General features: G+C 60.1%; 18 protein-coding genes. 3 read left to right on the forward strand and 15 right to left on the reverse strand.

Annotated elements, in window-relative coordinates; genetic code table 11:
- Positions 1–10: 10 nt before the first annotated feature.
- The 7 genes from acpS to lepA all read right to left on the reverse strand — a co-directional run bounded on the left by acpS (position 11) and on the right by lepA (position 6563).
- Positions 11–391, reverse strand: coding sequence for a holo-ACP synthase (gene acpS, locus AAIE04_RS20090; protein WP_019452319.1), 381 nt, complete (start codon positions 389–391; stop codon positions 11–13).
- The gene (pdxJ, locus tag AAIE04_RS20095) at positions 391–1122 is read right to left on the reverse strand and encodes a pyridoxine 5'-phosphate synthase (RefSeq protein ID WP_498577585.1); all 732 of its coding nucleotides are present in this window, start codon (positions 1120–1122) and stop codon (positions 391–393) included. Before pdxJ ends, acpS begins: the two co-directional genes overlap by 1 nt.
- Before the next feature lie 71 nt (positions 1123–1193).
- Positions 1194–1925, reverse strand: a complete 732-nt coding sequence (gene recO / locus AAIE04_RS20100; RefSeq protein WP_019452317.1) for a DNA repair protein RecO — start codon at positions 1923–1925, stop codon at positions 1194–1196.
- A gap of 6 nt (positions 1926–1931) precedes the next feature.
- The gene (gene era / locus AAIE04_RS20105) at positions 1932–2840 is read right to left on the reverse strand and encodes a GTPase Era (RefSeq protein WP_004929162.1); all 909 of its coding nucleotides are present in this window, start codon (positions 2838–2840) and stop codon (positions 1932–1934) included.
- Complete coding sequence (gene rnc, locus AAIE04_RS20110) at positions 2837–3517, reverse strand: ribonuclease III (RefSeq protein ID WP_004929158.1); 681 nt, start codon at positions 3515–3517, stop codon at positions 2837–2839. The genes era and rnc overlap by 4 nt, the downstream gene beginning before the upstream one ends.
- Before the next feature lie 236 nt (positions 3518–3753).
- Positions 3754–4731 (reverse strand): signal peptidase I, encoded by a 978-nt coding sequence (gene lepB / locus AAIE04_RS20115; protein WP_063919908.1) that lies wholly within the window; start codon positions 4729–4731, stop codon positions 3754–3756.
- 32 nt (positions 4732–4763) lie between these two features.
- Positions 4764–6563, reverse strand: a complete 1800-nt coding sequence (gene lepA, locus AAIE04_RS20120; RefSeq protein WP_019452315.1) for a translation elongation factor 4 — start codon at positions 6561–6563, stop codon at positions 4764–4766.
- A 519-nt stretch (positions 6564–7082) separates the two neighbouring features.
- On the opposite strand from lepA, the gene AAIE04_RS20125 reads away from it, so the two are divergent.
- Positions 7083–7919: a hypothetical protein gene (locus AAIE04_RS20125; RefSeq protein ID WP_498577586.1), complete on the forward strand. Its 837-nt coding sequence runs from the start codon at positions 7083–7085 to the stop codon at positions 7917–7919.
- Here AAIE04_RS20125 and rseC read toward each other — a convergent pair.
- From rseC to rpoE, 4 genes are read right to left on the reverse strand one after another with little or no spacing between them, the layout of a single operon-like run.
- Positions 7916–8392, reverse strand: a complete 477-nt coding sequence (rseC, locus tag AAIE04_RS20130; protein ID WP_019452313.1) for a SoxR-reducing system protein RseC — start codon at positions 8390–8392, stop codon at positions 7916–7918. The two genes, AAIE04_RS20125 and rseC, sit on opposite strands and share 4 nt — an antisense overlap.
- Positions 8392–9348, reverse strand: coding sequence for a sigma-E factor regulatory protein RseB (gene rseB, locus AAIE04_RS20135; protein WP_019452312.1), 957 nt, complete (start codon positions 9346–9348; stop codon positions 8392–8394). The genes rseC and rseB overlap by 1 nt, the downstream gene beginning before the upstream one ends.
- Positions 9348–10001 carry an anti-sigma-E factor RseA gene (gene rseA / locus AAIE04_RS20140; protein ID WP_019452311.1) on the reverse strand — a complete coding sequence of 218 codons (654 nt, stop codon included), beginning with the start codon at positions 9999–10001 and terminating at the stop codon, positions 9348–9350. The genes rseB and rseA overlap by 1 nt, the downstream gene beginning before the upstream one ends.
- A gap of 30 nt (positions 10002–10031) precedes the next feature.
- The gene (gene rpoE / locus AAIE04_RS20145; protein WP_004929136.1) at positions 10032–10607 is read right to left on the reverse strand and encodes an RNA polymerase sigma factor RpoE; all 576 of its coding nucleotides are present in this window, start codon (positions 10605–10607) and stop codon (positions 10032–10034) included.
- Between the two features lie 214 nt (positions 10608–10821).
- Here rpoE and nadB point away from each other — a divergent pair, with 214 nt between their 5' ends.
- A complete protein-coding gene (nadB, locus tag AAIE04_RS20150; RefSeq protein ID WP_019452310.1) occupies positions 10822–12423 on the forward strand; it encodes an L-aspartate oxidase in 1602 nt (533 codons plus the stop codon).
- A 38-nt stretch (positions 12424–12461) separates the two neighbouring features.
- Here the strand turns inward: nadB and trmN are convergent, their stop codons facing one another.
- Complete coding sequence (gene trmN / locus AAIE04_RS20155; protein ID WP_498577587.1) at positions 12462–13241, reverse strand: tRNA(1)(Val) (adenine(37)-N(6))-methyltransferase TrmN; 780 nt, start codon at positions 13239–13241, stop codon at positions 12462–12464.
- A 99-nt stretch (positions 13242–13340) separates the two neighbouring features.
- On the opposite strand from trmN, the gene srmB reads away from it, so the two are divergent.
- On the forward strand, positions 13341–14663 hold the full coding sequence (gene srmB / locus AAIE04_RS20160) for an ATP-dependent RNA helicase SrmB (protein ID WP_016929798.1): 1323 nt from the start codon (positions 13341–13343) through the stop codon (positions 14661–14663).
- 52 nt (positions 14664–14715) lie between these two features.
- Here the strand turns inward: srmB and AAIE04_RS20165 are convergent, their stop codons facing one another.
- From AAIE04_RS20165 to grcA, 3 genes are all read right to left on the reverse strand, one after another.
- Positions 14716–15471: an ankyrin repeat domain-containing protein gene (locus AAIE04_RS20165; RefSeq protein WP_498577588.1), complete on the reverse strand. Its 756-nt coding sequence runs from the start codon at positions 15469–15471 to the stop codon at positions 14716–14718.
- Complete coding sequence (locus AAIE04_RS20170; RefSeq protein ID WP_498577589.1) at positions 15464–16426, reverse strand: Tle-like phospholipase domain-containing protein; 963 nt, start codon at positions 16424–16426, stop codon at positions 15464–15466. The genes AAIE04_RS20165 and AAIE04_RS20170 overlap by 8 nt, the downstream gene beginning before the upstream one ends.
- 187 nt (positions 16427–16613) lie before the next feature.
- Positions 16614–16997, reverse strand: coding sequence for an autonomous glycyl radical cofactor GrcA (gene grcA / locus AAIE04_RS20175; RefSeq protein WP_004929114.1), 384 nt, complete (start codon positions 16995–16997; stop codon positions 16614–16616).
- Positions 16998–17244: the final 247 nt, after the last annotated feature.

A 17244-nucleotide genomic window follows, 5' to 3' on the forward strand; every position in this document is an offset into this window, starting at 1 on the left:
CTTTCTCTTTTCAGCTTTCGACGATCACCGTCGCACAGGCATAGCGCCGTTCGTCGGCCAGCGAAACGTGGATCGCGGCGACCCCCATCTCCCCCGCCAGCTCGGCGGCGCGGCCGTGCAAACGAATATTCGGCTTGCCCAGCGCATCGTTGAACACTTCGAACTGGTTGAACGCCAGGCCGTTGCGGATGCCGGTGCCGAACGCCTTGGCGGCGGCCTCTTTCACGGCGAAACGCTTGGCCAGAAAGCGGATCGGCTGCTGGTGCTGCTGATACAGCGCCCACTCAGCATCGCTCAGCACCCGGCGCGCCAGACGGTCGCCGCTGCGCTCCACCACCGCTTCGATACGCGCCATCTCGACGATGTCGGTACCCAGCCCGAGCACCGCCATTACCGACGCGCTTCCCGCATCAGCACTTTCATGTCGGCAACCGCGGCCGGCAGCCCGCACATGACCGCCTGGCCGATAATCGCATGGCCGATGTTCAGCTCGTGCATTTCCGGCAGCGCGGCGATCGGCTGCACGTTGTGGTAAGTCAGACCGTGGCCGGCATTGACCTTCAGTCCCTTCTCGGCCGCGTAGGCGGCAGCCACCGCGATGCGGTGCAGCTCGGCCTGTACCGCCAGCTCGCCCTGCGCTTCGGCGTAGGCGCCGGTGTGGATTTCGATATAAGGAGCGCCCACCGCCACCGCCGCGTCAATCTGGCGATGATCGGGATCGATGAACAGCGAAACCAGAATGCCCGCCTGCGTCAGGCGCTCGACCGCCACGCTCATTTTGTCCAGTTGGCCGGCGACGTCCAGGCCGCCTTCGGTGGTCACTTCTTCGCGTTTTTCCGGCACCAGGCAGCAGAAATGCGGCTTCAGCTCAACGGCGATGTCCAGCATCTCGTCGGTCACCGCCATCTCCAGATTCATGCGCGTCTGGATGGTCTGGCGCAGCAGGCGCACGTCGCGGTCAGTGATGTGACGGCGGTCTTCGCGCAGATGCACGGTAATGCCGTCGGCCCCCGCCTGTTCGGCAATAAATGCCGCCTGAACCGGATCCGGATATTGGGTTCCGCGCGCGTTACGTAACGTGGCGATGTGATCGATATTGACGCCCAGCAGCAAATCAGCCATGACAACCTCTAAATACGATTTTCAGTGCCAGCAGTGTACACGCGGGCGCAGGACGGCAAAAGGGGAAAAGGTCAGGCGTCGTCAACCGGCGTATTCGGCTGTTTGCGCACGAACTGGCGGAACAGTTCGCGGCTCTTCAACGGCTTGCCGCCGAGGTAGGGTTTCAGCGCCATGCGGGTGAAACGCTTGGCGGCGCGCAGCGTGTCGGCATCGGGAAACTGACGCTCCGCCAGCGCACGCAGTTCGCGGCCGGTGAAGCTGTAATGATCCACCACCAGGCTGGCGATAAAGCCTTTCTCTTCGCGGTAACGGTAGGTCATGGCGTCATCCACCGGCAGGCCGCTGCCGGCGCAGTGCAGAAAATCGAGGCCGTAGCCGAGGTGATGCAACAAGGCCAGCTCGAACTGGCGCAGCGCCTGCTCCGGCGAACTGTCTTCCGCCGCCAGCGCCTGCAGGCATTGCAGATAGTCGAAGAACAGCACCGAGTAGTTGGCTTCCTGCTCCAGCACCCGCGCCAGCAGTTCGTTCACATACAGGCCGCTGTAGAGCATCATGCCGCTGAGGGGTAAACCGAGAGAGACCGCTTCGGCGTTGCGCAGCGTTTTCACTTCGCCGCGGCCGCCCCAGCGCACTAACAGAGGGGTAAAGGGCTGCAGGCAGCCCTTCAGATTGGAGCGGCGGCTGCGCGCGCCTTTCGCCAGCAAGCGCACCCGCCCATGACCTTCGGTAAACAGATCCAGCATCAGACTGGTTTCACTGTACGGCCGCCCGTGCAGGACGAAAGCGCGCTCCCAGCCGTCCACGGATCGTTACTTCAGATCGTCAACGTAGCCCAGGCTGCGCAGCGCACGTTCGTCGTCCGCCCAACCGGATTTCACTTTCACCCACAGCTCCAGATGCACTTTGGCGTCGAACATCTGTTCCATGTCCTGGCGCGCTTCGATGCCGATGGTTTTGATCTTGGCGCCCTTGTTGCCGATGACCATTTTCTTCTGGCCTTCGCGCTCGACCAGGATCAGGCCGTGCACATCGTAACCACCGCGATCGTTGGCCACGAACTGTTCGATTTCCACCGTCACCGAATACGGCAGCTCTTCACCCAGGAAACGCATCAGCTTCTCGCGAATGATCTCAGACGCCATAAAGCGCTGGGAGCGATCGGTGATGTAATCTTCCGGGAAGTGGTGTTCCGCTTCCGGCAGCAGTTTGCGCACGATGCCGGCGATGGTGTCGACGTTCATCCCTTTCTCGGCGGAGATAGGCACCACGTCGAGGAAATTCATCTGCTGGCTGAGGAACGCGATGTGCGGCAACAGCTTGGATTTGTCAGTGACGTTATCAACCTTGTTGATCGCCAGCAATACCGGGCAGCGCAGGCTGCGCAGCTTGTTGACCACCATTTCGTCGTCGGCGGTCCAGTTGGTGCCTTCGACCACGAAGATCACCAGTTCGACGTCGCCGATCGAGCTGCTGGCCGCGCGGTTCATCAAACGGTTGATGGCGCGTTTTTCTTCGATGTGCAGCCCGGGGGTATCGACGTAGATCGCCTGATAGGCGCCATCGGTGTCAATGCCCATGATGCGGTGACGGGTCGTCTGCGGCTTACGCGACGTAATGGAAACCTTCTGCCCCAGCAGTTGGTTCAGCAGCGTCGATTTGCCCACGTTCGGGCGGCCGACGATGGCGATAAAACCGCAGTGTTGTTTTACTTCGCTCATTCAAGCTCCAGCTTTTTCAGCGCTTGTTCCGCTGCCGCCTGCTCGGCTTTACGGCGGCTCGAGCCGGTGCCCACTACGGGCTCGCTCAAACCACTCACCTGGCAGTGGATGGTAAACTCTTGGTCGTGCGCTTCACCGCGAACCTGCACCACCAAATAAGAAGGCAACGGCAGATGACGCCCCTGCAAAAACTCCTGCAAACGGGTTTTCGGGTCTTTCTGCTTATCACCGGGGCTGATTTCGTCCAATCGGCTGCGATACCAGTCCAAAATCAGTCGTTCAACGGTCTGAATGTCGCTGTCCAGGAACACGCCGCCGATCAATGCCTCCACCGTATCCGCCAGGATTGACTCGCGGCGGAACCCACCACTTTTCAATTCGCCCGGCCCAAGCCGCAGACATTCACCCAGGTCAAACTCGCGCGCCATCTCCGCCAGCGTGTTGCCGCGCACCAGCGTGGCGCGCATGCGGCTCATATCGCCCTCGTCTACGCGAGGAAAGCGGTGATAGAGCGCATTGGCGATGACAAAGCTCAGAATCGAGTCACCCAGAAACTCAAGACGTTCATTGTGTTTACTGCTGGCGCTGCGGTGAGTCAAAGCCTGCAGTAAAAGCTCCTGCTGTTGAAAAGTGTAGCCCAGCTTCCGCTGCAGCCTGTTTATTACGATGGGATTCATGAGTTACCAATAGATCAAGAATGCGTCAAAAACTTGCAGCATACGGAACAGGCCTGCTTCGCTGAAAGCCGATCCAAAGCTGTTTCGTTTGCAGTGGCTCCCAGCAGAGAACCAACTTTTTATCGCTCGAGAAAGTATTCTACAACGAGTGGAAACATAATGCTGTGTTTATATCCCCTTAATCTTTCACGCCGCAGTAGGCTGCGGCGTGAAATTTACGGAAAATAAGTCAGCGATTAATGAATGCCGCCAATCCGGCTGAAACGCACGCCGGTCGGCCACTCACCTTCCTGCTTTTCAAAGCTCATCCAGATGGCCGTGGCTTTGCCCACCAGATTCTTCTCCGGCACAAAGCCCCAGTAACGGCTGTCCGCGCTGTTGTCGCGGTTGTCGCCCATCATGAAGTAATGCCCGGCAGGCACCACCCACTCCGCCAGCGGTTTACCCGGCTGTTGATAGTAAGCGCCCACCCGATCCTGTGCATCCGGCACAGTCAGGATACGGTGCGTCACGTTGCCCAGGCTCTCCTGACGCTCACGCAGGCGAATGCCGCCCGGCGGCACGTCGTCGTTCAGCGGGATCTGGTAGAAACCGTTGCTGGCCTCGCCCATGCCGCTGCGGCTGAACAACTGCACGAAGTCGCTCGGCTGCGCGTCGGCGTAGGTCACCGCCAGCGCGGTGTCGCAGGACTGCCCGCTGTTGCATGACGGCTGCACCGTGACGCGCTTATTTATCGGATCGTAAGTAATACGATCGCCCGGCAGGCCGATCACGCGCTTGATATAATCCAGTTTTGGATCCAGCGGATATTTAAATACCGCGATATCGCCGCGCTTCGGATGACCGGTTTCAATTAGCGTGGTCTGGGTAATCGGATCTTTAATGCCGTAAGCATATTTCTCCACCAGAATGAAATCGCCAATCAACAGCGTCGGCATCATTGAGCCGGACGGGATCTGGAACGGTTCGTAAATAAACGAACGCACCACAAACACCAGCAGCAGCACCGGGAAGACCGAAGCGCCGGTCTCTACCCAACCTGGCTGCTTCGCCACTTTCGCCAGCGTTTTATCGTCTACGGCGCCCGCAGTCTGTTCGTTGACCGCCGCGATCTTCGCGCGGCGGGCCGGCGCCCATTTAAAGCGCTCGAAGCACCAGATGATCCCGGTGACCAGGGTGGCCAACGCCAGGATCAGGGCAAACATATTCGCCATGCAAACTCCCTCGTTTCGCGAACTCGTCGCGGTTACTTGCCGTCTTTGCCCACGTGCAGAATGGCCAGGAACGCTTCCTGCGGCAGCTCGACGTTGCCGACCTGCTTCATGCGCTTCTTACCGTCTTTCTGTTTCTGCAGCAGCTTTTTCTTACGGCTGACGTCGCCGCCGTAGCACTTCGCCAACACGTTTTTACGCAATTGCTTCACGGTGGAGCGCGCGATGATGTGCGTGCCGATCGCCGCCTGAATCGCGATATCGAACTGCTGACGCGGGATCAGATCTTTCATCTTCTCCACCAGTTCACGGCCGCGATACTGCGAGTTGTCGCGGTGGGTGATCAGCGCCAGCGCATCCACGCGCTCGTTGTTGATCAGCACGTCCACGCGCACCATGTCGGAAGCCTGGAAGCGCTTGAAGTTGTAATCCAGCGACGCATAACCGCGCGACGTGGACTTCAGGCGGTCGAAGAAGTCGAGCACCACTTCCGCCATCGGGATTTCATAGGTCAGCGCCACCTGGTTGCCGTGGTAGACCATGTTGGTCTGCACGCCGCGCTTCTCTACGCACAGGGTGATGACGTTGCCCAGGTATTCCTGCGGCATCAGCATGTGACATTCGGCGATCGGCTCGCGCAGTTCCTGGATGTTGTTCAACGGCGGCAGCTTGGACGGGCTGTCGACGTAGATCACTTCCTTGCCGGTGGTTTCCACTTCGTAGACTACCGTCGGCGCGGTGGTGATCAGATCCAGATCGTATTCACGCTCCAGACGCTCCTGAATGATCTCCATGTGCAGCAGACCGAGGAAGCCACAGCGGAAGCCGAAGCCCAACGCGGTGGAGCTTTCCGGTTCGTAGAACAGGGAGGCGTCGTTGAGGCTGAGCTTGCCCAGCGCATCGCGGAAGGATTCATAGTCGTCGGAGCTGATTGGGAACAGACCGGCGTACACCTGCGGCTTCACTTTCTTGAAGCCCGGCAGCGCTTTATCCGCCGGCTGACGCGCCTGCGTCAGGGTATCGCCCACCGGTGCACCGAGGATGTCTTTGATCGCACAGACCAGCCAACCCACTTCGCCACAGTTCAGCACGTCACGATCGACCTGCTTCGGCGTGAAGATGCCCAAGCGATCTGCGTTGTACACCTGGCCGGTGCTCATGACCTTGATCTTGTCGCCCTTGCGCAGCGTGCCGTTCTTGACGCGTACCAGAGACACGACACCCAGGTAGTTATCGAACCAGGAGTCGATGATCAACGCCTGCAGCGGCGCATCCGGATCGCCCTGCGGCGCAGGAATGTCGCGCACCAGACGCTCCAGCACGTCGGGCACGCCGACGCCGGTTTTGGCCGAGCAGCGCACCGCATCGGTGGCGTCGATGCCGACGATGTCTTCAATTTCCTGCGCGGCGCGATCCGGATCGGCGGCCGGCAGGTCGATTTTGTTCAGCACCGGCACCACTTCCAGATCCATTTCGATCGCGGTGTAGCAGTTGGCCAGCGTCTGGGCTTCTACGCCCTGACCGGCGTCAACCACCAGCAGCGCGCCTTCGCAGGCCGCCAGCGAGCGGGAAACTTCATAGGAGAAGTCGACGTGGCCAGGGGTGTCGATAAAGTTGAGCTGATAGGTCTGCCCATCCAGCGCTTTATAATCCAGCGTAACGCTCTGCGCTTTGATGGTGATGCCGCGCTCACGCTCCAGATCCATGGAATCGAGCACCTGCGCAGCCATTTCACGGTCGGACAGGCCGCCGCAGATTTGGATAATGCGGTCAGACAGCGTCGACTTACCGTGGTCAATATGGGCAATAATGGAGAAATTTCGTATATGCTTCATTATAAAAGTTTTTCTGCCTTGGTATTTCTGAATTACTCGCCTATAGAAACCCGCATGGACCTAAAGCGACAGTGAATGGGTTAGGCCGTCTTGCACCTGAATCGCTGCATTCTACATGCCACACCACTGAAAACCTAGCGATCGGTGCAGTGAAGGCACTCTATTATGCGCGGCTTAATGTTACAGGGCGCTCCAGGTTGTGAAAACAGATGTTAACACGAGCGATGCCACCCGAACCCAAGGCTGGCACCACCTCCGCAGCAGCCAAACCCCGGTGTTAATACATAACCGGCCGCAGCGCAATAAACCCTCTCCGAAATTATAAAAAAAGAATATTTGGATCAACCTCTTAGAATTCAATTTCGCCCCTCTGCGTTTAGGAAAAACCCCATATACGCCACTGCCTTCCCTCGGATAGAAAGGGCATGAACTCCGCGACAAAACATTATTCCGGGCACTACATCGGCAGCCCACCGGGGTTCACCAGCATATCTGCGTACGTTGATTGGAAGGTGCATCATGATCGATAAAGGGCAAATGCTGAGCCGGCACGATTTTTCGAAGGTCAACTGGGGCATTCTGGCGGCGGCGGCGTTGCTGTTTAGCGTGGGGGCGGCGCTGTTGGTGCTGCCGCTGCTGAGCAGCATTGATGAGAGCGAAGCCATCACGCTGTTGCAGGCCGGCGCGGGCACGATTTTACTCGGCTGTACGCTGCTGGCGCTGCGGCATTATCTGCGTCCGGCGCTGACCTATCGTCTGTATGAACACGGCGTGCGGGTCTTTGACGGCCATCATCACAAAGAGCGTTTCATCCCGTTTGAGAAAATCGGCGACATCTATCGCTTTCGCGGCGGTAAGGCTTTCGGCGGGTGGCTCGACGTCACGGCGTTTCGCACTGGCGCGGATCAGCCCTGGTGTACGGTCTTCAGCAATATCGCCCATTCGTGGCGGCTGGCGGACGTGATCGTCGATCAGCAATTGCAGCAGCGCGGGCCGCTGGCGTTGAATGCGCTTTATCAGGGGGAGACGGTGTCGTTTCACACCGTTGAGGGCGACGCGCGCTGGTTGTGGCAGCTGCTGCTCGGCAAGCGGCAAGGCACACCGGCGAATACGCTGCGGCTGAGCGCCACTCTGCTGACGACTGAACGGGGCAATGTGCCGATCGAACAGATCCGAGCGCTGGAAAACCATCCGCAGCGCGGCATCCGTTTACTCGACGGCCAGGGAAATGTGCTGTTCGCTATTAACTATGATTCGTTGCTCAGCGCCGATCTGTTTATCGCGCTGCTGGAACATATGATCCACAACCGCATCCCCGCCTATCACACCCCGGCGATGACGCGGCCATCGGTTTAAATCAGCGGGGAGTTTTCCGCCTGCATGCGCATCGCGGTAGGCGGCAAGCCAATCTGCAGCACCACCGGCTGATAATCGGCCTGCTCGCCCAGGCGCCGGGCCAACCGGCGCGCCAGCATAAAGGCCGCCCCGCCACCCAACACGGCGCCCACTGCCGCCGAGGCGTCGCTGCCGAAGCCATATTGCAGCAGCGTGCCGCCCAGCATCATGCCCAGCAGCGGCGTCAGGTAAACCAGCATGGCGGAGCGCAGCAGGCTGCCTTCCGCAATACCGACCTCAACGCGCTGCCCCGGCTCGAGTGGCTGATCGATACGCACCTGCAGCTGATGCTCGGTTTCCGGCACCAGCTCGTTCAACGCGCGCGCGCCGCAGCCGGAGCGCGCAGTGCAGCTGCCGCAGCCGGCTTTGGGTTCACAGCGCAGCAGCGCTACACCCTGTTGCCACGAAACCACCGTGGCCCACTCTTTCATCATTACGGCGATACCTTGAAAGAAATGCTGTCGGCGATGCGCTTGGCCGTCGCCGGCGGCAATTCGCCCACAATAGTGATTTCGTTGCCCGCGCGCACTTCGGTCTGAATGGTGCGGCGCCCCTGACGGTAGTACTGCTGCCCGGCTCCGCTGCCCGCCGGGCTGACGTTGACCGAGAAGCTGAACAGGCCGTCGCTGTAGAGCCGGGATTCAACCGGCACGGCGACGTTCGGCAATTTACGGCGATTGCGCGCCACCTCGTCCACCCCGGCCGGCAACCAACCGGTGCTCCAGCTCAGCTGGACCTTTTCCACCGCCGGCAGCGACAACAGCGGCGGCAAATTGGCTTTGAGCAGCCCCTGCATCGCGCCCTGCACATCGGCGCCGACCGCGAAGGAGATCACCCGATATTGCTCCAGCGTTTCGCCGTCGCGATCGAGCAAATCCACCCGTAGCGGCAGCTTGGTGTCCTCGTCCATCCAGACGATGTAGCTGTAGCGGGAACCGTCGCGCGCCACCACGCGCAGCACTTCACACGGCCGATCGGCGATGCGGGTGCTACCCACGGAAATGAAGTCGTAGTACTTGGCCAGGCGATCGAAATCGGCATAGACAATGGCCGGCAGCGCATCGACGATGTGATCGCCGGTGAGCGTGAACGGCTCAAGGCCGGGTTCGAAGTAGCTGATCCCGCCGCCGCGCTGCAGCACTTCGCGGCGCGGGCCGTCCATATGCAGCAGTTGGCCGAGCGGCACGTTGCCGATCACCGCATGGCGATAGCGCAACGACTCGATTCCCTGCTTGCTGATGCTGATGTAGGCGAGTTCGTAATTGAGAGAACGGCTGGCACTGCTCATCTGTTGCAATAACGCCCCGGACGCAGTCGGCTGCGCCGGGGCGATGCTGGAATAGAGCAGGCTGCCCGTCAATAAACAAACGGAGAACCAGATTTGCTTCATTACTGCTGTTGCATTCCTAAAGACTGAGTTCCGGGAACCTGAATGGCAGCCTGTTGCGGGTTGCTTTGCTCAAGCTGCAGCTGATCCGAATGCAGGCGACGTTGCAGTTCATAGTCCTGCAGCATAGCGTTGATACGCTTACGCTGTTCCTGCACCTGCTGCTGTTGGCCGCTGCCGGTGGAGAAACTGTCGGCCGGGACGCCCAGGCTGACCGGTGAGGCTTGGCCCATGATCGGCAGCGTAGTGAAGGCCGGCGATTCGGACGCGTTCGATGACGCAGCGGGCTGGTTGTAGTGCTGCACGCCGACTATCACCGCCAGCGACACGCAGGCCGCCATGCCGATTTGCGTAATCTGGCTCGCCCAAGGACGCACTTTGTGCCAGAACGGCATTTTCTGCCAGGTGTGCGGCTGCGGCTGAGACTCCTGAACGGCGGAAGGCACCAGCCGGGCAGGTTCTTTCTCAAGTGCAGCGGCGACGCGATCGGCGATATCGAAATGCATCACTTGTCCGATATCACCCCGCAGCGTGTCACGTATCAGGTGATAGCTCTGCCAGCTTTGTTGAAGCGTTCGATCTTGCGACAGAGAACTCAACAGCTCGCTGTCGAACGATTCACCATCCATCAGAGCGGAAAGCTTTTCTTTCTGCATGCCTAAGTACCCTTCCTGTGCCCGCCATTGCTAACGCTGGATCAGCGGTTGAACTTTATTATCGATAGCTTCCCGGGCGCGGAAAATACGCGAACGTACGGTTCCGACCGGGCAATCCATGATGGCAGCTATCTCTTCGTAGCTTAGACCATCCAACTCCCGCAGGGTAATCGCCATGCGAAGATCCTCTGGGAGCGACTCAATGGTACGGAAAACTATCTGTCTCAGCTCTTCTGACAACATTAAGTTCTCAGGGTTCGAAATTTCTTTCAGTGCGCCCGCACTTTCGTAATTTTCCGCATCGTTGGCGTCCACATCACTGGATGGCGGACGGCGCCCCTGAGCAACCAGATAATTCTTTGCCGTGTTCACGGCGATTCGATACAACCAGGTATAAAAAGCGCTGTCGCCACGGAACGATTCCAGTGCGCGATAGGCCTTGATAAACGACTCCTGCACCACATCGGGCACATCGCCCTGCGGCACATAGCGGGAAACGAGACTCGCCACCTTATGCTGATAGCGCACTACCAGTAGGTTAAACGATTTCTGGTCGCCCTTTTGGACCCGCTCAACCAGAACTTGATCCGTTAACTGCTCGCTCATCCGAGGTAAACTCTCCCCAAATCCGTCTCCACGCGTAAAATTGTACTGCCAGCCATACATTATTTTCCTGAGCAAGCACTCGCTTGGAGTTCATATAGAACACGAAGTTCCATATCGCCATTGTTTTTTCTGTTGATGTCACCCTATCCGTGGCTTTTGCCCGGACAGTTAGGCTAACATGAAATTCACTCTTCTTCTGCACACATCATACGTTATGCAACCATCATCTGAACATGTTAGCGATGTACTGATCGTCGGCAGCGGCGCTGCGGGCCTGTCACTGGCGCTGCGCCTGGCGCAGCATTGCAAGGTTACCGTTCTCAGCAAGGGGCCACTCAGCGAGGGGGCCACCTTTTACGCCCAGGGCGGGATCGCCGCGGTGTTCGATGAGACGGACAGCATTGCCTCACACGTTGATGACACTTTGATTGCCGGCGCCGGCCTGTGCGACAAAGAGGCCGTCGAGTTCATCGCCGGCAACGCGCGCCACTGCGTGCAGTGGCTGATCGATCAGGGCGTGCTGTTCGACACCGAGGTCAACGCGCAGGGCGAGGAGCATTATCACCTCACGCGCGAAGGCGGCCATAGCCATCGCCGCATCCTGCACGCCGCGGACGCTACCGGTAAGGAAGTAGAGACCACGCTGGTAGGGAAAGCAAGCGCTCACCCCAATATTTGCGTGATGGAACGCCGCAACGCGGTCGACCTTATCACGTCGAACAAAATCGGCCTGCCGGGTACCCGCCGCGTAGTGGGCGCTTACGTCTGGAACCGCGAGCTGGAGCGAGTGGAAACCTACCGCGCCAAAACGGTGGTGCTGGCGACCGGCGGCGCGGCCAAGGTGTACCAATACACCACCAACCCGGACATCTCCTCCGGCGACGGTATCGCCATGGCCTGGCGCGCCGGCTGTCGGGTCGCCAACCTGGAGTTCAACCAGTTCCACCCGACCTGCCTGTTCCACCCGCAGGCGCGCAACTTCCTGCTGACCGAAGCGCTGCGTGGCGAAGGGGCTTACCTGAAGCGCCCGGACGGCAGCCGCTTTATGCCGGATTTCGACCCGCGCGGCGAACTGGCCCCGCGCGACATCGTCGCCCGCGCCATCGACCATGAAATGAAGCGCCTGGGCGCCGACTGCATGTACCTGGACATCAGCCACAAGCCGGCGGAGTTCATCACCCAGCACTTCCCGATGATCCACGAAAAGCTGCTGACGCTGGGCTTCGATCTGACCCGGCAACCGATCCCGATCGTCCCGGCGGCGCACTACACCTGCGGCGGCGTGATGGTCGATCAGCACGGCCGCACCGATCTCGACGGGCTGTACGCCATCGGCGAGGTCAGCTACACCGGCCTGCACGGTGCCAACCGCATGGCGTCGAATTCGCTGCTGGAGTGCCTGGTTTACGGTTGGTCGGCGGCGGAAGACATTCTGCAGCGCCTGCCCTTCATACAGCAGGCCAAACAGGTGCCGCACTGGGATGAAAGCCGGGTGGACGATGCGGACGAACGGGTGGTGATTCAGCACAACTGGCACGAGCTGCGGCTGTTCATGTGGGATTACGTCGGCATCGTGCGCACCACCAAGCGGCTGGAGCGCGCCCTGCGCCGCATCAACACGCTGCAGGCGGAAATCGACGAATACTACGCCCACTTCCGCATCTCCAATAACCTGCTGGAGCTGCGCAATCTGGTGCAGGTGGCCGAGCTTATCGTGCGCAGCGCCATGGCGCGCAAAGAGAGCCGCGGCCTGCACTACACGCTGGACTACCCGGATTTGCTGCCGGAAGCGCTGCCGACCATCTTGCAGCCTTAAACCATGCGACAGGGCGCCTTATCGGCGCCCTTTTCTTTTCAGTAAAACAGGTAGAAGTCGGCTATCAACCGGCGGAAATCGTCGGTATAGCTGCCGTCGGCCTGTTTGATCGCCAGCACCTGCTCCCGCAGCGGCGTTTCCTTACGCGTCAGCGCCAGCAGCACCCGGTGCAGCGGCGTGTCGGCCCGATCGCTGACGTTCACTTTCGCCGCCGTGTGCCAGCCGCTTTGCTGCGCCAATCGTTCAAATTCGGCGCCGATGTCGTGCGGCAGCACCACGCAGAACGTTCCTTGCTCCACCAGCAGCTGCGCCGCGCAGGCCAACAGCGCTTCGTGCGTCAGGGTTTCGGTGTAACGCGCGTTGTGGCGCGCCTGGTCGCGGCAGGCCACCGCCGGCTCGAAATACGGCGGGTTGCTGACGATCAGATCATACTCAGCGGCATGCTGCTGCGCATAATGGTGGATATCCTGCGCATGCACGCGGATGCGCTGCGGCCACGGCGACTCCGCCGCGTTTTCGCGCGCCTGGCCGGCGGCGGCTTCATCCAGCTCCACCGCGTCGATGGTCACCTCGTCGCCGCTGCGCTGCGCCAGCATCAGCGCGATCAGCCCGCTGCCGCTGCCGATATCCAGCACCCGGCTGGCCTGCCCCAGCGGCACCCAGGCGCCGAGCAACACCCCGTCGGTGCCCACTTTCATGGCACAACGATCGTGGGCAACAAAGAATTGTTTAAAGGTAAAACCCCCGCGGCGCGGGGTAAAATCGGCTTTCGAACGCTTGCTCACACTCACCACCTGGCTATAAAACTGGCGTAGCATAAGGCAATCTGATGGGCGGGAAAAGAGCGGCTTTCCGCTTAAATAGGTGAAGATCGCGGCCAACCCGTCTATAATCGGCGCCCCAAGTAGAGGTAGACCATGACAGCAACCACTTTTTCCGAACTCGAACTCGATGATCGCCTGATCGACGCGCTGCGCGACAAAGGCTACGATCGCCCCACTGCCATTCAGGCCGCTGCGATCCCGCCGGCGATGGACGGGCGCGACGTCTTAGGTTCGGCTCCGACCGGCACCGGCAAAACCGCCGCCTTCCTGCTGCCCGTGTTGCAGCACCTGCTGGACTTTCCACGTAAGAAATCCGGCCCGCCGCGCGTGCTGATCCTGACGCCAACGCGCGAACTGGCGATGCAGGTCGCCGACCAGGCGCGTGAATTGGCTGCTCATACCTCGCTGGATATCGCCACCATCACCGGCGGCGTCGCTTACATGAACCACGCGGAAGTGTTCAGCGAAAACCAGGACGTGGTGGTCGCCACCACCGGCCGTTTGCTGCAATACATTAAGGAAGAGAACTTCGACTGCCGCGCGGTGGAAACCCTGATCCTCGACGAAGCCGACCGCATGCTCGACATGGGCTTCGCGCAGGACATCGAAACCATCTCCGCCGAAACCCGCTGGCGCAACCAAACGCTGCTGTTCTCCGCCACGCTCGAAGGCGAGGCGATCCGCGAATTCGCCGAGCGCATCCTGAAAGAGCCGGTGGAAGTGGAAGCCGACCCGTCGCGCCGCGAACGCAAAAAGATCCTGCAGTGGTACTACCGCGCCGATGACGTGCAGCACAAAACCGCGCTGCTGATCCACCTGCTGAAGCAGCCGGACGTGCAGAAATCGGTGATCTTCGTGCGCAAGCGCGAACGCGTGCACGAGCTGGCCACCTGGCTGCGCGAAGCGGGCATCAATACCTGCTATCTCGAAGGCGAAATGGTGCAGGCCAAACGCAACGAAGCGGTTAAACGCATGATGGATGGCCGGGTTAACGTACTGGTCGCCACCGACGTCGCCGCGCGCGGTCTGGATATCCTCGATATCACCCACGTGTTCAACTTCGACATGCCGCGCACTGCGGATACCTACCTGCACCGTATCGGCCGTACCGGCCGCGCCGGGCGCAAAGGCACCGCCATTTCGCTGGTGGAAGCGCACGACCATCTGCTGCTGGGCAAAGTGGGCCGTTACCTGAACGAGCCGCTGAAAGCGCGCGTGATCGACGAACTGCGGCCGAAAACCAAGGTGCCGAACGAGAAGAGCAACGGCAAGCCATCGAAGAAAGTGCTGGCCAAACGCGCGGAAGATAAAGCGAAGAACAAAGAAAAGGCCAAGGTGAAAGTGCGCCATCGCGACGCCAAAAACGTCGGCAAACGCCGTCAGGCGAAGGCCAAGCCGGCCGGCGACGCGGAATAACCGCCGCTGCCTAAGAAAAAACCGCCTGTGCAGGCGGTTTTTTTATGGGCGTTTACTGCTGCGTGTAGTGCGTGGAAAGACGATGCCCCTGCAGCCATTTGTCCAGCTCGCGGAACTGCGCCTTCAGCTCGTCATTCTGCAAATGCGCCGGCGTTTGCGAGAAGTAAAACTGGAACGCGACGCCCTGCTGGTTGCGCGCCCGGGCATCGGCCCCGGCCTGCAACAGCAGCAGCGCCAGGTGTGGCGCGTTGATCTTCGCCGCCAGATGCAGCGGCGTATCCCCCAACCGATCGCTCAAGGTAGTGTCCGCTCCGGCCGCCAGCAGCAGCCGCAGCTGCTCCTCACGCCCGGCCAATACCGCCGCCGCCAGCGGCGTAGCGCCGGTCACGGCATTGCGCACGTTCACCTGCCCCCCTTGGGTCAACAGCAACCGCAGGTACTGCGGGTCTTGCAGCATCGCCGCGGTGTGCAGCGCGCTGTTGCCGTCCAGCCCCGCAGCCGCCGCGTCGGCGCCGAGATCCAGCAACGTCTGCACGCTGCCCGGCTGCTGCGAAAGCACCGCCCACTGCAACAGCGTGACCTGCCGATCGCCCCGCTCGCGCAAACGATCCTGCGTCGCCTGCGCATGGATGCCCTGCGTATCGCCGCGTGCCACCGCCTGAGCCAGCGCCAGATTGCTGCGGCCGTCAAACGGCGAAATCTCCTGCCCCATCTGTTGCTCCTTAGCCATCATCAGTAAACCGGTCACCGCGACCAGCGCCAGTAAGGCTATCGCCAGCGCCCGCCGCAAGCGACGCCCTTCAGGCATTGGCCTTGGCCTCCCACGGCTTTTGTTCCACCATCGAGCTTATCACCTTGTCGATGCCGTGCGCCGTCAGGCTGCGATCCAGGTGCTTGCTCGGCCGCCAGTCATCGATGCCGGTCAGGGTATCGTTGTTGGCCAGGGTGATGTTGTGGCCGATGGCGTCCGGGATCAGCGAGGTTGATTCCTGAGTGCTGGTCAGCATGTCATATTGTTCACTGTAACGGCGAATGCCACCGGCTTCGGCATCTTTCTTCGCCGCCGCCGGATCGATGCCCAGACGATTCAGGGTGTAATCCGACACGCCGGCCGCGTTGAAGGTGACCGCCGTAGTGCCGGTCGCCAGCGCCGCCGTAGCCGCCAGACCGCCGCCGAGCGAATGGCCGGCGATCACCAGCGCATCGCCAAAGGCCGCCTTGGCGCTTTTGGCGGCGGCAACCGCCTGATTGTACTGCACATCGTCATAGCCCGTCGCCTGCCGCACGTTGCTCAGCCAGTCGCGCCAGTCGTTGGTGCCGGCAAACGCCAATACAAACTGCTTGTCGTTGCTGTAGATCCCGGCCTGGAAACCGCTGCCCGCGTCGTGCAGGCTGGCGGGATCGATGCCGAAACCGAGCAGTGCGCTGTCGCTCAGGCGGTTGAACCCGGCGGCGCCCTGGCCGTTCAGCGAGTAAACGTCCTTGGCCAACAGCGCCAACGCATAATCGCCCTCTTGCGATTGCTGCCCCCGGGTCACGCCCGGCGCTGCCGCCGCCGTCGGCGCCGCTGCGGAGAGATCGCCGACCAACGTATTCAACAGATTCTGCGCATTGAGCGTGTTCTGAGAGGGAGTGGCCACCGGCGCGGGACTTGCCGGCGCGGCTGCGGGCTGCGCCGCCGGTGCCGTCTCGGCGGTGGCGCGAGGTGTAGGGATCGCGGCCACCGGAGATACTGCAGAGGTAAAACTTAAAGGCATACTCATGCCGACTCCTTGTCGATAGACTTTTTATTGAGCACCTGAATAGGTACTGACTTAGCTATCGGCAGGTCGGATGAGTTCTGTATCAGGAATGCTTAACTTTGTGCAAATTGTGATCCACGTTCGGTTTTCGGCCGCCAAACGCAAAAAGGGAGCCGAAGCTCCCTTATTACTACGATTGCGCCGCCAATTACAGGCTTTCGGTAAAGGTGCGGGCGATAACGTCGCGCTGCTGTTCCGGCGTCAGAGAGTTGAAGCGCACCGCATAGCCGGACACGCGGATGGTCAGCTGCGGGTATTTTTCCGGATGCTTGACCGCGTCTTCCAGGGTTTCACGGCGCAGCACGTTGACGTTCAGGTGCTGGCCACCTTCTACGCGCACGGTCGGCTGCATTTCCAGCGGCACTTCACGGTATTCGATCTGGCCCAGGTCGCTGACTGCGACAACCTGATCTTCCGCGTAGTTAGCCTTGGCGCACACGCAGCGAGCTTCCGCTTTTTCATCGTCCAGCAGCCAGAAAGAATTCACCAGCGCCTGGTCGTTCGCTTTGGTAATTTGAATACCGGTAATCATTATGTTGCCTCCGTACAAGGGCGTAAAAATTCACGTCGTGAGAAAACCCAATTCTGGTTTCGGCCATTTGGTAAAACCATTGTTGTCTTGTTGTTCTGTATACCAGCCTGACCGGGCCAGTTCTTTGATTAAAGTCAATTTTTACCGGGTAGGCACAACGTGAGAAGGGGCAAATTTATGTTTTATATCAATTTTCCCTCCGCGCCAAAAACCAATTATTTTTGTAAATTTTCAAAAATAATTGCAT

Source organism: Serratia sp. Ae19-1 (genome assembly GCF_059801225.1).

Coding starts and splice junctions, on each gene's coding strand:
- AAIE04_RS20165 (WP_498577588.1), bottom strand. CDS start 15,471: ATGCCTGAAGGGCGTCGCTTGCGGCGGGCGCTGGCGATAGCCTTACTG.
- trmN (WP_498577587.1), bottom strand. CDS start 13,241: ATGCTACGCCAGTTTTATAGCCAGGTGGTGAGTGTGAGCAAGCGTTCG.
- rseB (WP_019452312.1), bottom strand. CDS start 9,348: ATGAAGCAAATCTGGTTCTCCGTTTGTTTATTGACGGGCAGCCTGCTC.
- AAIE04_RS20125 (WP_498577586.1), top strand. CDS start 7,083: ATGATCGATAAAGGGCAAATGCTGAGCCGGCACGATTTTTCGAAGGTC.
- rseC (WP_019452313.1), bottom strand. CDS start 8,392: ATGATGAAAGAGTGGGCCACGGTGGTTTCGTGGCAACAGGGTGTAGCG.
- AAIE04_RS20170 (WP_498577589.1), bottom strand. CDS start 16,426: ATGAGTATGCCTTTAAGTTTTACCTCTGCAGTATCTCCGGTGGCCGCG.
- nadB (WP_019452310.1), top strand. CDS start 10,822: ATGCAACCATCATCTGAACATGTTAGCGATGTACTGATCGTCGGCAGC.
- pdxJ (WP_498577585.1), bottom strand. CDS start 1,122: ATGGCTGATTTGCTGCTGGGCGTCAATATCGATCACATCGCCACGTTA.
- acpS (WP_019452319.1), bottom strand. CDS start 391: ATGGCGGTGCTCGGGCTGGGTACCGACATCGTCGAGATGGCGCGTATC.
- srmB (WP_016929798.1), top strand. CDS start 13,341: ATGACAGCAACCACTTTTTCCGAACTCGAACTCGATGATCGCCTGATC.
- era (WP_004929162.1), bottom strand. CDS start 2,840: ATGAGCGAAGTAAAACAACACTGCGGTTTTATCGCCATCGTCGGCCGC.
- grcA (WP_004929114.1), bottom strand. CDS start 16,997: ATGATTACCGGTATTCAAATTACCAAAGCGAACGACCAGGCGCTGGTG.
- lepB (WP_063919908.1), bottom strand. CDS start 4,731: ATGGCGAATATGTTTGCCCTGATCCTGGCGTTGGCCACCCTGGTCACC.
- rseA (WP_019452311.1), bottom strand. CDS start 10,001: ATGCAGAAAGAAAAGCTTTCCGCTCTGATGGATGGTGAATCGTTCGAC.
- rpoE (WP_004929136.1), bottom strand. CDS start 10,607: ATGAGCGAGCAGTTAACGGATCAAGTTCTGGTTGAGCGGGTCCAAAAG.
- lepA (WP_019452315.1), bottom strand. CDS start 6,563: ATGAAGCATATACGAAATTTCTCCATTATTGCCCATATTGACCACGGT.
- rnc (WP_004929158.1), bottom strand. CDS start 3,517: ATGAATCCCATCGTAATAAACAGGCTGCAGCGGAAGCTGGGCTACACT.